18 protein-coding genes are annotated in these 19,697 nt (G+C 39.6%); 14 read left to right on the top strand and 4 right to left on the bottom strand.

The window, feature by feature from the left end:
* Window position 1 precedes the first annotated feature (1 nt).
* From ACYRY3_RS35050 to ACYRY3_RS35035, 4 genes are read left to right on the top strand one after another with little or no spacing between them, the layout of a single operon-like run.
* The gene (locus ACYRY3_RS35050) at window positions 2–1,048 is read left to right on the top strand and encodes a hypothetical protein (protein ID WP_460206278.1); all 1,047 of its coding nucleotides are present in this window, start codon (window positions 2–4) and stop codon (window positions 1,046–1,048) included.
* Window positions 990–2,327 carry a vWA domain-containing protein gene (locus ACYRY3_RS35045; RefSeq protein ID WP_460206277.1) on the top strand — a complete coding sequence of 446 codons (1,338 nt, stop codon included), beginning with the start codon at window positions 990–992 and terminating at the stop codon, window positions 2,325–2,327. Before ACYRY3_RS35050 ends, ACYRY3_RS35045 begins: the two co-directional genes overlap by 59 nt.
* A gap of 17 nt (window positions 2,328–2,344) precedes the next feature.
* Window positions 2,345–2,761: a hypothetical protein gene (locus ACYRY3_RS35040; RefSeq protein ID WP_460206275.1), complete on the top strand. Its 417-nt coding sequence runs from the start codon at window positions 2,345–2,347 to the stop codon at window positions 2,759–2,761.
* Window positions 2,762–2,777: 16 nt separating this feature from the next.
* Window positions 2,778–4,391 (top strand): AAA family ATPase, encoded by a 1,614-nt coding sequence (locus tag ACYRY3_RS35035; RefSeq protein ID WP_460206274.1) that lies wholly within the window; start codon window positions 2,778–2,780, stop codon window positions 4,389–4,391.
* Between the two features lie 218 nt (window positions 4,392–4,609).
* Here the strand turns inward: ACYRY3_RS35035 and ACYRY3_RS35030 are convergent, their stop codons facing one another.
* Both ACYRY3_RS35030 and ACYRY3_RS35025 read right to left on the bottom strand, forming a co-directional pair.
* The gene (locus ACYRY3_RS35030) at window positions 4,610–5,695 is read right to left on the bottom strand and encodes a TRAP transporter substrate-binding protein (RefSeq protein WP_460206273.1); all 1,086 of its coding nucleotides are present in this window, start codon (window positions 5,693–5,695) and stop codon (window positions 4,610–4,612) included.
* Between the two features lie 32 nt (window positions 5,696–5,727).
* Window positions 5,728–7,749 carry a CHAT domain-containing protein gene (locus ACYRY3_RS35025; protein ID WP_460206272.1) on the bottom strand — a complete coding sequence of 674 codons (2,022 nt, stop codon included), beginning with the start codon at window positions 7,747–7,749 and terminating at the stop codon, window positions 5,728–5,730.
* Between the two features lie 634 nt (window positions 7,750–8,383).
* On the opposite strand from ACYRY3_RS35025, the gene ACYRY3_RS35020 reads away from it, so the two are divergent.
* From ACYRY3_RS35020 to ACYRY3_RS34985, 8 genes are all read left to right on the top strand, one after another.
* Window positions 8,384–8,704, top strand: coding sequence for an NfeD family protein (locus ACYRY3_RS35020; RefSeq protein WP_460206271.1), 321 nt, complete (start codon window positions 8,384–8,386; stop codon window positions 8,702–8,704).
* 50 nt (window positions 8,705–8,754) lie between these two features.
* The gene (locus ACYRY3_RS35015) at window positions 8,755–10,089 is read left to right on the top strand and encodes a flotillin family protein (protein ID WP_460206270.1); all 1,335 of its coding nucleotides are present in this window, start codon (window positions 8,755–8,757) and stop codon (window positions 10,087–10,089) included.
* A gap of 1 nt (window position 10,090) precedes the next feature.
* Window positions 10,091–11,335, top strand: a complete 1,245-nt coding sequence (locus ACYRY3_RS35010) for a flotillin family protein (RefSeq protein ID WP_460206269.1) — start codon at window positions 10,091–10,093, stop codon at window positions 11,333–11,335.
* Window positions 11,336–11,546: 211 nt separating this feature from the next.
* Entirely contained in the window at window positions 11,547–12,221 is a 675-nt protein-coding gene (locus ACYRY3_RS35005; RefSeq protein ID WP_460206268.1) for a sigma-70 family RNA polymerase sigma factor, read from the top strand.
* A 12-nt stretch (window positions 12,222–12,233) separates the two neighbouring features.
* Window positions 12,234–13,382 (top strand): DUF1822 family protein, encoded by a 1,149-nt coding sequence (locus tag ACYRY3_RS35000; RefSeq protein WP_460206267.1) that lies wholly within the window; start codon window positions 12,234–12,236, stop codon window positions 13,380–13,382.
* A gap of 28 nt (window positions 13,383–13,410) precedes the next feature.
* On the top strand, window positions 13,411–17,097 hold the full coding sequence (locus tag ACYRY3_RS34995; protein WP_460206266.1) for an ABC transporter substrate-binding protein: 3,687 nt from the start codon (window positions 13,411–13,413) through the stop codon (window positions 17,095–17,097).
* Window positions 17,075–17,242, top strand: coding sequence for a hypothetical protein (locus tag ACYRY3_RS34990; RefSeq protein ID WP_460206265.1), 168 nt, complete (start codon window positions 17,075–17,077; stop codon window positions 17,240–17,242). The genes ACYRY3_RS34995 and ACYRY3_RS34990 overlap by 23 nt, the downstream gene beginning before the upstream one ends.
* Before the next feature lie 103 nt (window positions 17,243–17,345).
* Window positions 17,346–17,840 carry a pentapeptide repeat-containing protein gene (locus ACYRY3_RS34985; RefSeq protein ID WP_460206264.1) on the top strand — a complete coding sequence of 165 codons (495 nt, stop codon included), beginning with the start codon at window positions 17,346–17,348 and terminating at the stop codon, window positions 17,838–17,840.
* 99 nt (window positions 17,841–17,939) lie between these two features.
* Here ACYRY3_RS34985 and ACYRY3_RS34980 read toward each other — a convergent pair whose 3' ends face one another.
* The gene (locus tag ACYRY3_RS34980; protein WP_460206263.1) at window positions 17,940–18,131 is read right to left on the bottom strand and encodes a hypothetical protein; all 192 of its coding nucleotides are present in this window, start codon (window positions 18,129–18,131) and stop codon (window positions 17,940–17,942) included.
* A 194-nt stretch (window positions 18,132–18,325) separates the two neighbouring features.
* The gene (locus ACYRY3_RS34975) at window positions 18,326–18,925 is read right to left on the bottom strand and encodes a hypothetical protein (RefSeq protein WP_460206262.1); all 600 of its coding nucleotides are present in this window, start codon (window positions 18,923–18,925) and stop codon (window positions 18,326–18,328) included.
* Between the two features lie 240 nt (window positions 18,926–19,165).
* Here ACYRY3_RS34975 and ACYRY3_RS34970 point away from each other — a divergent pair, with 240 nt between their 5' ends.
* Both ACYRY3_RS34970 and ACYRY3_RS34965 read left to right on the top strand, forming a co-directional pair.
* Window positions 19,166–19,336, top strand: coding sequence for a DUF2813 domain-containing protein (locus ACYRY3_RS34970; protein WP_460206261.1), 171 nt, complete (start codon window positions 19,166–19,168; stop codon window positions 19,334–19,336).
* A gap of 151 nt (window positions 19,337–19,487) precedes the next feature.
* Window positions 19,488–19,616 (top strand): hypothetical protein, encoded by a 129-nt coding sequence (locus ACYRY3_RS34965; RefSeq protein ID WP_460206260.1) that lies wholly within the window; start codon window positions 19,488–19,490, stop codon window positions 19,614–19,616.
* Window positions 19,617–19,697 lie beyond the last annotated feature (81 nt).

Genomic DNA, 19,697 nt, shown 5'->3' with positions numbered 1-19,697 from the left:
GATGAGATTTTATTTCTACGCTATCTCTGGTATTATCTCTTCATTAATAGGCTGGAGTTTAAGTCAAATATTTTTATTAGATCTTAGCCAATTCATCCCTCATAAAATTTTGGCTGTCAACCCAGATATTATTTTACTGCCAATCGTTGCAGCTTGTTTAGCGGTAGCGATGGTTATGACAGAAATCTTTTTGAGTAACCCAACTCGCTATAAATCAAATCGGCGCGTATTACCGCCATACTTATATACTGCATTGTTAACAGGTACTGTTGCCGGACTAGTGGCTTCGGCATTGACATGGGTGTTGTATCGAACAGGTATACCTGCTTGGAGTGTCAGAGTTATTGCTTGGAGTGTTATTGGTTTATTTACAGGTTTGGGTGAGGGAACGAGTTGGCAGTTGAGAAGTATTGAAGCACGAACCCGCAAAGCGACTCAACGGATTTGGAAAGTCCTGTTGTTTGGTTTCCTGGCTGGTTTCCTTGCAGCAGTTTTGGTAGAAATACTTCGCAGCGTTTTAGAATTACAAGGATACGAAGACCCCTTGGGATTTGTCATTTTAGGGTTGATACTTGGTCTTTTCCTCAGCAAAGCCACTTCCCCAACGTACCAGGTTGCTTTACGTGCAGGTGAAGGATTCGAGGCTGTTGACCCCAAGTATGTAGATAAGGAACGTATTCTTCCCCGACTGCTGAACCACAATCTCCGTTTTGTTACGCAAGATGATGACAATGTGATTGAAGAAGGTTTATCTATTCAATTACCAGCAAAAACGACGGACTCAATTAAGATTGGTTCTTCCGAAGAGGCAGATATTTTTATTCCAGATATACCTAACCTAGCTGCAGTTTTAACAATTGCAAAACGTAAGGTTATGCTTACTTGCCTTACCAGTCAAAGCGTACAAATTCAATCGAAGCTGATAAATGTAGTTGGTCGGGCTATACCTTTGAGACACAACCAAATTTTAACTTTTTATCATGCATCCAATGATGAAAAATATTACCGCTTTGTCTTCTACGATCGCTTTCTCGATCCAGAATCTTAAATTAGCTTTACTTGTAGGCGTATTGAGCTTGCTACCACTACCTGTAATAGCTAATACCGTAACTATTTCTCAGTACAGGGTTCGCGGTAATCGCGTGACTCTCAAAATCAAAGTTCTAGATAGTGAAAACGTACCCATTCAAGGGTTAACACGCCATAATTTTCAAATTCAAACTACAAATCAGCAAGGAAAATTGGTAAATTCTAAAAACATCAAATTTGACCTACTACCACCGGAAAGACAATCACAACCCGAGCCAGTTTATGTAGCAATTTTGTTAGATATGAGCGGTAGTATGCAGCGAGAAGATGCAGCTAAGAACAAAAAATTAAATGGTGCTGTAACTGCTATTGAGAAGTTTATCAATACAGCAAAAAATCAGAAGCTTCCCCTGCAAGTTGCTCTAGTTCCCTTTGGATATAGAGGTAGTAACTCCTGTCAATATTTGTATGAGGTTGACAAAAATACGATAGCTAATAATTCTCCTTTTTTCAAAGTGAATGATGAGAGGCTCAAAAATCAACTACAGCAATTATCTGGTATTCCAGTTTGTGCTTCTACAAATTTATATCAACCACTAGAAGCAGCGATACAACATTTACGCAATCAATATACTCAAGTTGTCAGCAATGTAGACGAAAATATACCAAAACCACGACTGGCTGTGATTTTGCTTTCTGATGGTTATGATGCTACCAAAGAGGAGCAATTTCAAAGTCTGAAACCTCTACTTAAACAATCTCCTCAAGTCACGGTTCATACCTTAGGATATGGAGAAACTTTATATCAACTGCGCGATCGCGCAATCTGTTCTGAATTTATTCCCAATGACTATCTTTCACCTGAAACGGTGAGTAAATTCTGTCGTTTACTTAATGCGGATATCCGAGAATTTATCATTGATGAGCCTCGTCTTAAAAGCATTGCTGCATCTACAGGGGGTATCTACAAACTTTCCGCAAATGCAGGTGAAGTTGCCAAAAGCTTAACTGACTTCCTAACAACCTTGCGGGAATACGAAATTGTCTACTTACAACCAGATGCTAATCGAGCCACACGTCATCGTACATCAGTAAAAGTGCTTTCTCCATTCTCCGGGTTGCAAAATATCAGTTCTCAACCAATAGATGTTCGCATGAGTAATTTTATTTACAGACCCTTATCTTTACCAGAACGCCTACGCATTATGGGATTAATCATCTTCCTGACTTTGGTTGGAATCCTGACTTTTATGCTATGGAGTCAGCACTTAAAACAGCAAGCAGAACGCTATTTGTAACATCTAACTCAACTCAGATGGCTGAATATACGGTTGTAGTTATCATAATGAACTCGGGAAATAAAGAAATATCCTATTCTCTCGATTTGACAGGGACTTATGAAGATTATCCAGAAGATTATTTTCAAGTCACAGAACATAGAGCGCATTTACGAAACACTCTAGAAACAAAAACAGCAAGACAAGTTAGCGATACGCAATTACACCAAGTTATTAATACCTGGATGGAGGATATTAAACAAGGGCTTCACCGTAGCACAATTCGTCTAGAACTGACTTCAAAAGAAATTTTTGTTGAGAATTCAAAGCCTCAAGGAGAAGAACCAAATATTATTCGTTCCAAAGTTGTACCACCCCAGCCAAAACAACCCAAGAAAGATTTACCTAATCCCACAATTGAACAACGTTCTACAAAAAATCAGCGTGACTTTTAGTTATTAGGTACCCAATATGGAACTTCCCTATGAAAAATGCCAACAGGAACTTCAAGATTTATTACAGGCACAATATCCGCTCATTTTTCTGCGATCGCCAGAAGAAAGCCGAGCTATTAATTGTATCATTTCTACCTACCAATCCCTGATTTCCCAGCCACCAGTTCAAAATGGTGAACTAGCACGTTGGAGCAGTATAGAAGGTTTTCAGAAACTCATCTCTGAAGACACTTGGCAAGGAACAGGCTCTGCACCAGAACCCAATGCCGATCCCGTTTTATCGGCGTTAAACTTCTTACAAAAACGCCTGCAAGAACAAGCAGGGAAAAATTCTAGTTGCCAATACTTATATATCTTACCCGATTGGTCAACAATTATTGAGCCTAATTGTCACATTACATTCCGCAAACTTAAAGAATTAATTCTGGCAATTGAGGACAAATTACCCCGTCCGCGCATGACTTTAATTATTGTAGGAAAAGACTGGTCAATTCCTACGATTCTCCGTCAGAGCGTACATATTTTAGATTTACCCCTACCCATTGGTATAGAATTGCATCAAGATGTCTTCAGTCTTGCTATTAGCAAATATGGTTTGAGTGACTTAGAAGCAAGACGTCTCTCAGAACAAGCACAAGGAATGCCATTACAAGCAGCGATACAAACAGCGAGATTAATGACCGCAAGAAAGCTGTGGTCTTCTCCACAAAGTGCAGGACAATTGCTGCTAGAAATTAAAAAGCAAGAAATTCGGAAAACGGGAGTTTTAGAATATTTTGCCCCTCAAGGTCAAGGTTTAAGGGAAGTTGGCGGGCTAGAAATTGTTAAAGATTGGATTCAAAAACGCCAGCCGTGGTTTGAGCAAGACACTGTTTCCGAAATGCGTCCCCGTGCAATTTTGCTAGAAGGTTTTCCTGGATGTGGTAAGACATTTGTTGCTAGAGCGATCGCGCAAGAATGGCGTGTACCACAGATTAATTTTGAAATCTCCCGCTTGCAATCAAAATGGATTGGAGAGTCAGAAAGTAATACATTTCAAGCATTACGGGCGATTGAAGCCTCTGCTCCCAATATCCTTTTTATGGATGAAATAGAAAAAGCCTTTGCTGGGATAGGTGGTGATAGTTCGGGAGTCAGTACGCGCCAATTTGGAACATTTCTTTCATGGCTCAATGACCATGAATATCCCATCTTTTTTATTGCAACTTCTAACGATCGCACCGCTTTACCACCAGAACTCTTCCGTGCTGGTAGATTTGATGAAACTTTTATTGTTATGCCACCTAATACTAAAGAGCGTTATGAAATTCTCATCAAACGCATCAATGCTTACAAAATACCAGAAATAGAACCGTCTACTTTGGAATTTTTGGTGGAAAAAACTAAAGGATTTTCAGGTGCAGAATTGGACAAGGTAGTCAAAGAAGCAATTTATTTTGCTGGATGGAGTCAAGCCCTCATAGCATCCCACTGGGAGCAAGCTTTATCTCAAGTTTACCCGCAATATATGACTCCTAAAATGCAAACTTTATTACAAAAGTATTTGCATCTCCTTGAAACCGGAGGTGGTAAACCCGCCTCTAAAATTGAAGCAGGTTTTTTGGAAAGTTTGATTGTTTCTAGAAGCTAGAGCGTGGATACGAAAAAGCGTAACTGGAGAGGTTGTCCTTAGTCCTTAGTTATTAGTCATTAGTCATTAGTCATTGGTAAGAGTTTCCAGCCTATTTATATTTTTATTTTCACCTACCTACTAAAAGCATGGATACAGTAGTCAAAAATTCGGATAAGCACGTCCTACAGAAACCTGCTTTCTGTGTTCGCCTACTGTGAACCGAACTGTATTGGCTGTCACTCTTCCTCAATTTTGATAAGAGAATACTCATTGATTCGATGCCAGTTAGAGACTTGAACGCGAAAATTATTCCACGATTCATAAATTTGTTGAAATTCTGAATTATCTTTTAACCGATCGTATATATCAAAAGCGATACTTCTGGCTTTGTTCAAAATCTCTTTGCTGTAGGGCATTAATCTAATATTGTAATCATCTTTTAGTTCCTTCAGTGCCTTTCGATTGAACACATCGTATCTAGCTAATACCCTTGTGTTATATTCAAATGCTGCAGCTTGGAAAATTTTTTGATATTCTCTTGGCAATTTATTCCATGCTTTTAAATTCACTACCACAAGCAATGTAGAGCTAGGCTCCCACCAACCAGGATAGTAATAGAAAGAAGCTACTTCGTGTAAACGTAGTTGCTTGTCATCATAAGGACCAACAAACTCTGCTGCTCGAATCTTTTTATTTTGGAATGCTTGATAGATTTCATTTGGAGCAACATCTACCGGTATGACTCCCATCTCTTTCATCACCCTACCACCTAATCCGGGAATACGCATAGGCAAACCTTTGAGATCGTCTAATCTTTCTACTGGATTCTGAAACCAGCCCCCCATTTGTGCTCCAGTATTTCCAGCAGGAAAAATTTTTACCCCACGAGCTTCACAAATTTTGTTTAGTTCTTCTAGACCACCGCCTTCGTATAGCCAAGCATTTTGTTGCTGAGCATTCAAACCAAAAGGCACTGCTGTAGCAAACCAAAGAGGAGAATTTCTATCATCATTATTGTAATAGCTTGATGTATGCCCGCATTCCGCTTTTCCTTGTTCAACTGCTTCAAAAACTTTCAATGGATCTGTCACCCGTTCATTAGCACCAGCCGGATAAGGTGTAATCTTCAATCGTCCGTTGGTTAGTTCACTGACAAGTTCGCAAAACCCTTTAACTCCAAATTTGTATCGTATATCCAGATCGCCCGACCAAGTCGAAGCCATCTGCCATTCAATCGGTTTTTCTGGAATTATTGCACAAGCACTCAGAGCTGTTAAATTAGCTGCTCCAATCGTAGAGTAAATAAATTCCTTACGCTTCATAGCCTAGTTATTAAGAAATACCTTCGCAAGATTTATAAGTTGTTATTAGGTAATTTCCAGATTTTAATATAATTGCTGTCAAAACCAATTGCAAATACATCTGAATATAACTTATATAAACGAGCGATTTTTTCGTCAATATAATTAGACAATTTATAAACTTTAGGTTTACTAGTTAAATTCCAGTCATAAATATATCCTTCTCTACTAGCACAAATCACTTTTAAACCATCTTGAGTGAAAATAACCGATGTAATAGGTTGGTTAGTAAATTTATGAGTTTTCTCTTGTCTTCCGTTCTCTACATCCCAAATTTGGATACTTCCATCAGAAACACCTACAACCATTTTTTTATCATCTGGATTTAATGAAAGAGAAGTCAATTGACCTGTAGTTATTTTGAAAGAATTGATAAATGTTCCAGAAACTAGATTCCAGACTTCAATAATGCCTTCCTGGCTAACTATAAAAAGTTTCTCTCCATTTTTGCTGACAGCTAAAAAATATACCCTTCCTATTGAATTTCTCGTAATTTCTTTTTGCTCTTTCGGAGCAGCTATGTTAAAAATCTTAATAGTTTGGCTGGAATCTCCAATAATTAATTGATTTCTCTTTGGATTAAACACCATATCGTTAACACCATATGATGCTCCTGGCAATTCTAAAATCTTATTTCCCTCAGCAATTTTAAAAAAGTTAATATTACTATTACCAAATCCTCCACTAGCAAGATTTTTTAAATCGGGGCTAATAGCCAAACTACCACCTTTACTTGTATCTTTTATAGACAAAAATGGTTGTTTGCTTCCTGAATTCCACATATTTTCCAACCTCCATACATCAATGTTACCATTTTCACTTTTGCTAGCCAGAATTTTTTTGTCATAACTGATTGCAATTGTTGAAATATCACTTGGTATATTACCTTGAGATTTTCCATATAAAATCACTGGTTTTTGTGAAAAAATCGGAACTGATGTTGGTTTCGTCGAAGGACTTGACAGCAGGTTGCTGTTAGGTTGAGTGGAAAATATGAATTCTTTGATTTTTGGAAATACAAGGACTATTGCCAAAGACATAACAGCCATCGTACCTATCACAAGTAACCAATGGCTTTTTCTACTGTGTAAAACATTTACTGACTGCGATGCAAGTCGCTTGATAGCTATCAATTTTCTATTGGGAACCCAAGTCAATGTCGCACTATTAGGATGGTGGCAAATGACAGGTAACCAAGTAGCGCAAGGAATTTTATCTTCTATTCCCTGCAATCTGTCGCTAGCTCTTCGCACAGACTCGTGCAAAGATTTGCCTTGGGCAAAATCTTTGAGAAAATACCCTAAAAATAAATGAGCCACCTCATCTGGTATTGGTTCCCGCATCACAATGGTATAAGGAATTCCAACGCCAGCCAGACCGCCTAACAATCCTAAGCCATCACAAGAGTTAAAGATAGCTAGTTTCAAGCCATTGTCTACAGCTATTTGTAGACCGTGCTTTAACTCATTAGGAGATAAACTGTCATTAGCATTGATTGTAATGCGTCCACCTGGGCTCTGGCTCGAACTATGACCCGCAAAAAAGAGGAAATCCCACGGCTGCTTCCACAATTGCTCATTCAGATCCTCTCTGCGAGGTTGTTCTAAGCATTTTATTATTGCTATTTTTTGTTCTTCGAGTTGTTTCAGAATATAATTATCTTTACTGAGATTAATGCGATCGTCATTCCCAAAAATTGCCAAAATTCTGGCTGTTCTACCAATATTTTTTGTATAATGTTGAGAAGTTTCAACTCCTAAAGCCACTTCTGCCTTAGAATCTTGAAATAAACTACATAAATGCCAAGGAAGCCTTTGCAATTCTATGTCCTGGATTTTCAGAAGAAAGCGGACAGAGTCTGACTTATTGATATTTAGCCATATTTTTTTACTATCATCTGCAGGCAAATTTTTTAACCAACTGTTTAATTTATCTTTCAGTTCATTGGAAATTTTTTTGCAATCTTCCACCGTAGAAACATTGGTTGTTTGTTCCTCGGAAAACTTTATCCGCATCTTTTCGGGTATCACGTTCCGAGTTTTATCTAAAAAGTAGTAGACAGATTGCCATTTGTGATAGAGTTCCGGTATTTCACCGTCTGCTGGTAACTTGGTATTAAATTCAGTGAGTTCTTGGAAATAACGACCATTTTGATTCTTCCGAACTGAGACATGGACATTAAATCCATCTTTAAAACTCCCCCCCACAAAGTTAAATACGACCAACTTGTCCATACTAGTTTTCCCATCATTCAGATTTCATGACAAAGCTTGTTGTAGTACTTGTATCATATAAAACAAAAATGACACTGATTTTTCTCCACAATGACGCTTCATTCATCTAATTAGCTCAAATGTAAATTTTTGTAACAGTCTAAAGAACTTTGCTTCATTGCAGCAGAAGAACATATAGCAGGCTAACCTAAATGTCACAGCCAGTGATACTTATTTTTAGCTTTAGCTGCGTTCCATAATAGCAGAGATATAGCTTACTTCTGCTATATCCTCTGTTTTACTTATAAGTTTGACAGTTGGTTAAGAGTGGGAAACAAAAAGATTCTATGCAAATTAAACCAGCAGAGTTATACAAACACATTCCCGATGAAATAAAGATATGTAGACGAATTATTGATAATTTGGATGGGAGGAAATGAAGAACATCATTATCATAATTGCTGGTATTGTAGTTGTCTTAGGAATTTGTAGTGGTGTCCTCATCGTTGGATTAATTTACCTCCAACGACGACGCCAAATAGTAGATAGCTTAGTACGTCTTGATAATGTTGTTGGTTCTTTTGGAACGGTGGAAGTTCCTTTCAACCACAACAGTCCTGGAAAAGTACGTATCAATATTAAAGGTTCCCTTGTAGATTTTGTTGCCCTCACAGATGAAAATCAACAATTTAATCAAGGCGATCGCGTTGTTGTTGTTGCTATCAAGGGCAATAAGGTATGCGTAGTAACCATCTAAGAAGAGGATACCACCCCTAACAACTAACCACTAACCCTTAACCCCTAACAATGAAACACTACAAAGTGACTGTGCCAATAGCACAAATTGATGTCAACCCATTAAAAAATAAAGAAAACAACAGTATTGAAGGGCTACTTCTAACTAGCATCCCCATTGCAGTTTCTATCTTTAGCGCCGTCCTATTTATATGGTTTATTAAGTCCTTTTTGTGTATCTGTAAGCCCAACGAAATCTTGATTCTTTCAGGACGTAAATGGCGTACTAAAGACGGACAAGAAGTGGGTTATCGAGTGCTATTGGGTGGACGCGCTATCCGCATTCCTATTGTGGAAAGTGTCAAGCGCATGGATGTCACGACTATGCCGGTACGGGTAGAGGTGCGGAATGCTTACGCTAAGGGAGGAACACCTTTAAATATCCAAGCCATTGCTAACGTCAAAATTTCAACAGATCCACTTGTAGTGGGTAACGCAATTGAACGTTTTTTGGATAACGATCGCTCCGAACTAGCCCGTGTTTCCCGCGAAACTCTCGAAGGCTATTTGCGGGGTGTCGTCGCCACCCTCACACCTGAAGAACTCAATGAAGATCGCTTGAGTTTTGCCCATCGTATTGCTTCTGATGTCAGTCGCGACCTGACAAAACTGGGATTGCAACTAGATACCCTGAAAATCCAAAGCGTTTCCGATGACGTAGACTATCTCAAATCTTGGGGACGCAAGCAGATTGCTCTCGTGATTAGAGATGCGGAAATTGCGGAATCGAATGCTCTAGCACAAGCAGAACAAGTAGAAGCCCAATGTGAAGAACAAGCCCAAGTTGCTAAAACTCAAGACCGTATTCTTGTCCTGGAAAAAGAAAACGAACTCCGCAAAGTTAAGGCAAAGCTAGAACAAAAAGCCCGTTCGGAAGAAGAAATTACCATAGCAGCAGCTCAAGAAAAAAAGGCAAAAGCCGAACAAATCTTGCAAGCACTCAGAGCAGAATTAGAACGCCTGCGCTTGCAAGCAGATGAAATCCTTCCAGCAGAAGCACAACGCCAAGCCCAAGAACTCCGCGCCCGAGGACAAGCCGCGATTTTAGAAGAAAATGCCAAAGCAGCGGCTTTAGTCAACGATATTCTTTCTCAAGTTTGGCAGCAAACCGGAACAGAGGCTTCCAAGTTGTTCTTAATCCAACAAATTGAAACTGTCCTCACTCAAGCAGTGCAAATTCCCAAGCGCATTCAACTAGAGAAAGTACACGTCATTGATAACGGCGATGGTAAATCTGTCGCTAGTTTGGTCAATGTTTATCCCGAAATTGTGCTCCAGTTTTTAGAAAACGTCAATCGCACCCTTGGCATTGATGTCATGGGAACTCTCATGAAAGAGGAGAAATAATATGGAAATTATCGCTTTACTACTAGGAATTTTTGGTACTGGAACTGCTGCAAGTTGGTGGGTTATTCGTAACTTGTACTACATTTGTCAGCCCAGCGAAGTGCTTATATTTGCGGGCAACCGCACTCCTCTTGATGATAAGCGTTCGGTTGGATACCGCTTGGTTAAGGGGGGTAGCAGTCTTCAAATGCCACTGTTAGAGAAAACTTTCCGCATGGATTTAACCAACATGATTATTGAATTGCGGGTATCCAATGCATACTCTAAAGGTGGAATTCCCCTGACAGTAGAAGGGGTAGCAAATATCAAAATTGCCGGGGAAGAACCGACAATTCACAATGCAATCGAGCGGCTGTTGGGTAAAAGTCGCAAAGATATCGAACAGTTGGCAAAGGAAACATTGGAGGGAAATCTTCGCGGGGTATTGGCAAATCTGACCCCGGAACAGGTGAATGAAGATAAAATAGCCTTCGCCAAAACCCTGCTTGAAGAAGCTGAAGATGATTTGGAAAAGTTGGGATTGGTATTAGACAACCTGCAAATTAAGAATATCTTTGATGAAGTCCGCTACCTCAATTCTATTGGTCGCAAGCAGCAGGCAGAATTACTGCGAGATGCGCGGATAGCAGAAGCCCAAGCAAAAGCTGAAGCGATAATTAAATCCTCAGAAAACAACCGCATGACCAAACTCAGACAAATTGAACGGGATTTGGAAATAGCTAAAGCGGACGCGGAACGCAGAGTGAGAGACGCCCTAACAAAGCGAGCAGCTGCGATCGCAGAAGTAGAAGCAGTCGTAAATGCCCAGGTAGCAAAGGTGCAAGCAGAAGTCGCCGTGCAAACAGAACGCATCATACAGGTAGAAAACCAGTTACAAGCTGATGTCGTTGCACCAGCAGAAGCAGAATGCCAACAGGCGATTGCCAAAGCCAAGGGAGATGCAGCCCGCATTGTGGAAGCAGGGAAAGCCCAAGCAGCCGGAACCGAGCGTCTGGCTCAATCCTGGCAAAATGCTGGTGCAGCCGCAGGGGAAATATTCCTCCTGCAAAAATTAGAACCCCTGTTACAAATGATGGCGGCGGGAGTACCGGAGGTAAAAGTAGAAAATTTGACTGTTATTGATGCCAAAAATGGCAGCGCTGTTCCCAAAATGGCGTCTTTTGTTCAGCAGTTGCGGCAGACAACAGGTGTCGATGTTACCCAGATACTCACTCAACTTAAGTCTGACGGCAAAAATACTAAGTAGGTCGGTAAGAAAAAACGTTTCTTGTAAGGGTCGTCCTTTGTCATTTGTCATTAGTAGGGGTTTCAGATGCATTTACATTTTGTAACTCCTGTCTGTTTGTTCAAGCCGACTTACTTAAGTGCGGAACCATACCACCTCTGGATAAACGACCATAGGACTTGTAGTGGTAAATGATGCAAAGACTATTACCAGATAACTCTAAACAATCAGTATGGATGAATTAAAAGCGCAAATTCTCCAACTTGTCAAAGAAACATGTCAGCACCCGAGAGGTAGTATTGAACGCCAAAAAGGACTGCATCAAATTGTTTTACTGATTCAACAAACAGGTCAACTGTTACGGCCGATGGGTGTAACTGATGCTGAAGATGCACTACAGAAAACCTGGCTGTATTTTTGCCGCAACCTCTGTGAAGCAACTACTACTACCGAACCTTACAATCCAGAAGCAGGTTGTGTAATCCGTTGGCTGAATGGGTACTTGAAGTATAGGTTACGAGATAACGTGAAAGAGATCGCTGACGATAAGATAAACAGAGTGTATCCCGTACAAGGTGAAAATGGCGAAGAACTCGACCCTGTAGATTTAATCCCAGCGCCATCAGAACCACCACCCATTCTAAAGGAAATTCAAGAATGGTTACAAAAAGAAGCCCATAATTTGCGCCGTATCCACGTACAAAACCGCTTAGATATCCACTGTCTGGTATTAATTGAACGTCGTTTACCACCGGAAACTTCTTGGAAAGATTTATCTCAAGAGTTTAACGTATCCGAAGCCACACTGAAGCGTTTTTATAAACAAAAATGCTTTCCCCGTCTCCTAGATTTTGGTCAATCCCAAGGATATTTTGATGACGCTAACCGCTCAAAGTATAAGTTTTGAATGCACGATATTATGAATAACTCCACACAACAGCAAATCATCTCCATCCCCATTCCCGCAAAATTTCGAGAGACAGCTTTGGAATTTGCCCAAGAACAACCAACTCAACAAAAAGCCAAGCAAGTCTATCTAAATACTCTAGCTGTACTAGTTGTCAATAGTTACTTGGAAATGCTTGATATTCCCACTCAATTGGAAGCTAGCCATAGTTGGAACCCATACAGGAGATTGATTGAGGATGTAGCAGATTTACTTTTGCTTGAGGTTGGATATCTAGAATGTCGAGCCATCAGGACGGGCGATCGCTTTTGCCATGTTCCCTCTGAGGTGTGCGATCGTCGTATTGGTTACATCGTTGTCGAAATCAATAAAACTTGTACGGAAGGAAAAATCAAGGGATTTTTACCTAACATTACAGCAGTAGAAATTGATGTCGAACAATTACAACCATTAGCAGAATTAATAGAATATTCCCATATAGTGCAGTTACGACAATGGCTGGAAGGTATTTACTCATTCCAATGGCAAAGCATAGAAGAATTATCCCGTCAAAGAAGCCCCCAAGTCGCTTTTCGTTTTAGATGGGTTAGGGAATTTGAGTTAGATACTCCAAAAAAAGTTTGGCAAATAATCGAGCAATTATACCCCAATCGCAGTTGGCAGAACTACCTTCCTTCAGAAGTTTTAGGAGAAATTGCTGAGATTGGAAATTTAGAAACATCCCCTAGCTTGAACTCTGCTGTTTTTAATGATGTTCTCGTTCATCTTTTAAAAACAACTCAAGACGAGGAAAAGCGCTGGAAGTTAGAAGAAATTTTGTGGACCCTAGAACCCAATCATCCGGCGATCGCTGCTAGACGCGTTATGGATCTGGGGATGCAGCTAGCTGGTCACCCTGTGGCTTTAATGGTCGCAATTTTACCCAAATTAGACCGTTCGGTTGCTGTCTTGTTAAGAGTTTATCCTTTGGGAAGTCAACCCTGTCTCCAACCTGGATTGAAATTAGCAGGGCTTTATGAAAACGGAGAACCATTTTTAGAAGTCCAATCGCGAGAAATGGATAATTATATACAATTAAAATTTGGTGCAGAATTTGGCGAAAAATTTGGAGTTCGGGTTATTGTAAATAATACAAGTATTACAGAACACTTTGTCGTTTAACTAGACAAATTATCACAAGGTCAAAACAGTGGGTAAGCTGGTTATCTTCGAGATTGAAGAAGGTAGTTATCAAAAGGGATTTCCTGTCAAAGTAAAAGTTTGGGAGGAAGGGAAATCTCATCCTGTGGAAATTCCTGGCAGATTACCACCTGCACTTGCAATTTCTCAAAGCTATCAGGAATGGCAGACTATTTATCTGAACTTACCAAATAATTGGTTAATCACCATTCCCGACCATCAAATCACAAACTATTCTACTATAGAAGCTTGTCAGTATGCTACAAAAAAGTTTGAAAATAGTTTAAAAGAATGGTTAAATCAACCTTTAGTGCGAAAATTAGAGCACAAGTTATTACAAAAGGTTGGTGAGTGGCAAAATGTACGCTTTGTTCTAAAAACCCAGGATGTTCTGTTGCAAAAGCTTCCCTGGCATTTGTGGGAGATTTTCCATACAAGTTATCCCTGCCCAGAAATTGTAGTCAGTTCAGAATATATACCAAGCAAATCTCAACTAGAATTTCCTGTCAAAATTCTTGCAGTTCTTGGCTACAGTCAAGGTATTGATATTCAAGAAGATTTGAAGAACTTGGAAAAGAAATTACCTGGGGCAAAAATTGTACCTTTGAGCGAACCATCATCCCAAGATTTAAGAGAACAATTATGGACTCAGTCTTGGGATATTTTATTTTTTGCCGGACATAGTGGCAGTCAACCGGATGGAAGTTCGGGAGAGATCCACATTAATGCCAATCAGAAATTATCCCTAAACGAGCTGCGTCCCTGTCTTACCCATGCCGTTAAAAAAGGATTAAAGCTAGCCATTTTTAATTCTTGTGATGGGCTGGGGCTAGCTAGGGATCTAGCCGATGTGCGAATTCCCCATACAATTGTAATGCGAGAGCCGATTCCCGATGTAGTCGCACAATCTTTTTTAAAATATTTTCTCACGGCATTTGCTGCAGGTGAATCTCTATATGCTTCCGTACAACAAGCCCGCGTAAGATTGCATGAAGAATTAGAAAAGGAATATCCTTGTGCTTCTTGGCTACCTGTCATTTTTCAAAATCCAGCAGCAGTAGAACTGAAATATCCTAAAGTCAGTAGTTGGAAAAAGAAAGCAGCGAAAATAGCTCTTGCTACACTTGGTGTCGGATGTCTTAGTGCTATTTTATGGCATGGTATTAATGAAATTAAGTTTGGATATCGTTTTAGTTCGGGTGATAGGACTTTAGACAATCAAGTCATGACTTTAGACAAGCAAGAAGGAGTGAAAGCATATTCAGAGAGGAATTATGGCCGAGCAATTAGCAAATTTGAAAGTTCTTTACGTTATAATCGTGACGATCCAGAAACAGCAATTTATCTAAATAATTCAAGAATTGGCGCTCGCCCAGCATTGACAATTGGTGTTGCCGTTCCTATTGGATTGAACAGAATTGTTGCCCTAGAAATTCTTCGGGGAGTAGCACAATCTCAAGAAGAAATAAACAATCAGGGTGGTATTAACGGCAAATTTTTGAAAATTGAAATTGCCAATGATGATAACGATCCCCAAATTGCTCAACAAGTTGCCCACCGATTTGTACAAAAAAAAGATATCTTGGCAGTCGTAGGGCATAACAGCAGCGATGCAAGTGTTCCAGCCTCAAAGATATATCAGGCAGGAAAGCTAGTTATGATTTCACCTACAAGCACTGCAAGAGTATTAACTGAAGATAACGTGGGTGATGATAAGAAATATATATATAGGTCAGTTATTAATTTTAATATACTGGCAAATAATCTTGCGGGATATGCCAAAACTGCTGGTAAATCTAAGATTGGTATCTGTTATGACCCCACAGCAAAAGACCAGTCTTTTGGAATAGATTTTCAAGAGGCAATTGTCCAAAGAGGTGGTCAATTAATAGACATAAATTGTAATTTAGCGGCAGAGAATTTACAGCCAGAAATTATAATTAAAACTGCTAAAGACAAAGGTGTAGAGGCTATACTTCTGAATCCTCAAGTAGACAAAATGTCTAAAGCTCTTGAAGTCGCCAAAGCAAATTCAAGCAGCATTATGTTGTTAGGAAACCCCAGTTTACAAACCAAAACAACCCTTGATGCTGGCAAAGCAGTTAATGGTATGGTGATGGCAGTTCCCTGGCATCCTGTAGAGTCTAACAAAGACTTTGTGCAAAGTGCCTATAAACGTTGGGGGGATGCAGATTCAGTCACCTGGCGTACAGCGACTGCCTTTGATGCTACGAAAACCATTGCAGCAGCGCTCAAGCAAAAGGATAGTTCTAGAGATGGAGTACAACAAGCTTTGTCGGAGAATTTTTCCTTGCCAGGAGCGACAGGTACAATTAAGTTTTTACCTTCGGGCGATCGCGTTGGCAATGCTGTTTTAGTGCAAGTACAACCCGATTCCAAAGCCCCTACTGGCTACCGTTTTGTACCAATAAACTCTATCCAAAACCGTGTCAGTTTGGGAGAAAAAATTTTAGTTCATGATAATCCCAGTGAAAAAAAACAATTGGGAGTACAAGCTTTTGCTACAAAGAATTACCAGCAGGCGATCGCTGCTTTTGAAGCATCTCTAAAAGACATGGTCAACGACTCCGAAGCTCGGATATACTTGCAAAATGCTCGCGCTGCTTTAAGGGGGAAAAGTTACAAAATTGCTGTCAGTATCCCAATTGATAGCAACCTCAATGTGGCGAAAGAAATACTTCAAGGTGTGGCTTTAGCTCAAGAAGAAGTAAATGAGAATGGGGGTATTCAAGGACATTTCTTACAAGTCAAAATTGCTTCCGATGATAATAGCCCGGAAATTGCTAAAAAACTTGCTCATTTCTTAGTAGCAGACAAGCAGGTTTTAGCAGTCATTGGTCATAATGCCTCTGATGCTTCTGCTGCAGCTTGTCCCATTTATCAGCAGGGGAAGTTAGTAAATATTTCTTCCACTAGCTTTTCTCTACTTAAATTACCAGGATGCGGCTCTTACATATTTCGCACTGCTCCTAACATTCGTTCTATTGCTCATGCTTTATCCCAATACGCTGTGAAGATTGCCCGTACTAACAAATTGGCTATTTGTGCAGATGAAAAAGCTTTAGATAATCAATCGTTTCGCAATGAATTAAGTTATGCGATCGCCAGCTACGGGGGCAATATTGTCAATATTAATTGTGACTTATCTGCACCAGATTTTAATGCAAATAAAATCCTTGAAGATGCGATTAGTAGCAATGTAGATGGCTTAGTCTTAGCTCCTCACGTAGATAGAATTAACAAAGCTTTAGATTTAGCCACAGCAAATAGAGGCAGGTTGAGACTGTATGCGAGCCCTACCCTTTATACATATCAAACATTACAACAGGGGCAGTCCGACGTCAATGGTTTGGTGCTAGCAGTCCCTTGGCATCCAAAATTAAATTTCAATAATGACTTTGGCAAAAATGCTAAGAAATATTGGGGAAGCTTTGTGACTTGGCGTTCTGCTACAAGTTACGATGCTACAGTAGCTATTATTCAAGGTTTGCAGCAAAGCAACTCCCGTGACGGATTACAACAAGTGTTGCGAAACCCTAACTTTTCCACACGTGGCGCAACCGGAAAAATTCAATTTTTACAATCAGGGGAACGTTACGTAAACGAAGCCTTCTTAGTTCAAATTCAATCTAGCAAAACATCGCCAACTAGCTATGAGTTTTCGTCGATCCAGTAGTCCTATGCCAACAGATATCACCGGCAGCTTTACACTGGAACCTCAGCCCAGCCCCCACGGTTTCTTACCAGTCTACATTTCAGGTCGCCAGGTGGATGATTTTAAGGTCTGGACAAGCCCGGTGTTTATTGGATTTGAGATTTAAACAGAGTTATTTACAAAGAAACCCGGTTTTTCTCAAAAACCAGGTTTCTTAATATAGTTTAATAAAGAATGGTGGAAATATTGAGTTTTATTAAGTTGACACTATGAGGTATTGGCAAGCACTAGCTGGGTTCGTCTTGGCTGTAGTTCTTTTTTTGTCTCCCCTATCGGCACATGCAGCAAGTTCTTCCAGTATCAGTCGTTCCGCAAACAATCAGTTGAGCGGCAAAGATTTTTCCGGTCAAAGCTTGATTGGGGAAGAGTATACTAATCTCAAGCTGGAGAACGCTAATTTTAGCAATGCCGATCTCCGTGGTGCTGTTTTTAACGGGTCATTATTGCAGGGAACAAATCTGCACGGTGTGGATTTCACTGATGGTATAGCTTATCTGTCAGCTTTTAAAGAGGCTGATTTGAGTGACGCTATTTTTACAAACGCAATGATGTTGCGTTCAACGTTTGATAATGTTGATGTTACAGGGGCTGATTTTAGTGACGCAGTTTTAGACCGTGTGGAAGTAAAGAAACTTTGCGCTACCGCCAGTGGGGTGAATTCTAAAACGGGTGTTTCGACTCGTGAGTCTTTAGGTTGTAGCTGAAGAACTGCTCTTTCCTATCCCCTTTCTGTTTGCAGAGAGGGGAATTTATCAGCGTCTGATGTGACATTAATAATTCAAATCAAAATCAATAGACATTCTTTACTTAGACGTAAGTTTTATAGCCATCTCTGAAATATCTTCTTCAGTTTCTAAATCCTTAAATTTGTTAATAATTGGTTCTTGCATCATCATTTTATGCGCCAACTTATATTTAGCATGAGCTAATGTACGCAAATCATTAACCATTGTATACTCTTCAGGCACCAAAGTAAGTTTGTTTTTGTCGTTCATTGACGGTTCTTGCATACTTAACGTGCTAATTTTATTGAAAAATAAGCTTGAGCCCAATGCTTGCGAAGCATAACAGTCATGATTGAGTGCAAAACGGTCGGATGGCTGAAAATTCCCTTAATAAGGGGAGGGTGCCGTTAGGCGGGTGGGGTAGAATTTGTGTATCGTAAGTAATGAGTCGAACATGATATTACTTATTTCCTAAATGGTTCAGATAAAATTCCGAGAATTTCTTCAAGTTGTGCAATAAAGTATTCAGCTCTGTCAATTTTTATGATTTGTGATTCGAGTGTTAAAAACTTCCATAACGTACCAGTTGATACTGCTCCATATATTGTTGTTGATTGTCCTTTGCGATCGTTAAATATTTGAGATGCCACCATTTCAGCTACACATTGTCCTAAACCCAACTTGATGTCATTGTCTTTGGCTTCAACCACTGTAATGACTGGGGCAGTAATTAACAACTGGTTATCTGAAGCGGTCAAAATAAAATCACAAACACCATTGAGTCCTCTACTTTCATCTACGTTAAACGAACTTCCTGAGAAATAACCAATTTTGCCAGGAAACATTCTTCTTACTTCTAGAAGAATCGGAGTGATAATTAATTCAGACCTTGCCTTTTCAGTACTAATATTAGTAGCTAGTTCTAGGGTTTCTTCTAAAGTTTCTTTTAATCGTTGAGATGCTTTAACTGGAGTAATGTGAGCAAATAGGTTATGGCTTTCCTCAAGAGTTAGTTTCAAGTCGTTAATTGCTTTATCAAGAGTTTTAAAATCACTGTATGGCATCGTAACTTTCCAAATTGTTTTACCATGATTTTTTTAGATTTTATAGATAATTATTATAACCAAAATCAAAAGTATAATTCCTGCAACCTAAAAAATAGAAAATGTTTGTAGTTGCGCTTTAGCGCATGCATCGCAATTACAAGCCTAAAAGCATCTTACGCTTAATTTGTTTGAGGTACTTATTACTAACCTTATAATAAAGTCAGCACCTTAAAAGCCTGGATATCGGGAGATTTTTCCATGACGGGGACGAATAAAGATAAACAACTGTCGAGAATTGTTTTAAGAGGTTTCAAATCTATTGCGAGGTGCGACCTTGAACTCTCTAGCATCAACGTTTTAATTGGAGCTAACGGGGCGGGAAAATCTAAGTTTATCATTTTCATGACACTAGTGATAGTGCCTATGTAAAGCAGCCACATGGTATCAATGACAATGCTTACCTGCGGACTGATGCACGTAACCTTGCATCCTTCCTCTATCTGTTGCGCGATCGCTATTCGGCATCCTATCAAAAAATTGTCAAAACCATCCGGCTTGTTGCCCCGTTTTTTGGAGACTTTTGCCTGCGTCCCTCACTGCAAAACAAGGAGTTTATCGAGTTGCGATCGATATTGGGTTGGATTCAATACGTCAGCAATGCCAGCATTTTAATCAATGGTTGCTGCGTCTTGAAAACATGATTCTATGATTTATAGAGCAAGTCACAAAACTTCAAAAAGTTTGTTTAACTCTAAAAAAATAGCTATTGTATCAATAATTCCGGAAATTA

The organism is Scytonema sp. NUACC21, from assembly GCF_054684315.1.
This window is presented reverse-complemented; position numbering and strand designations above follow the sequence as displayed.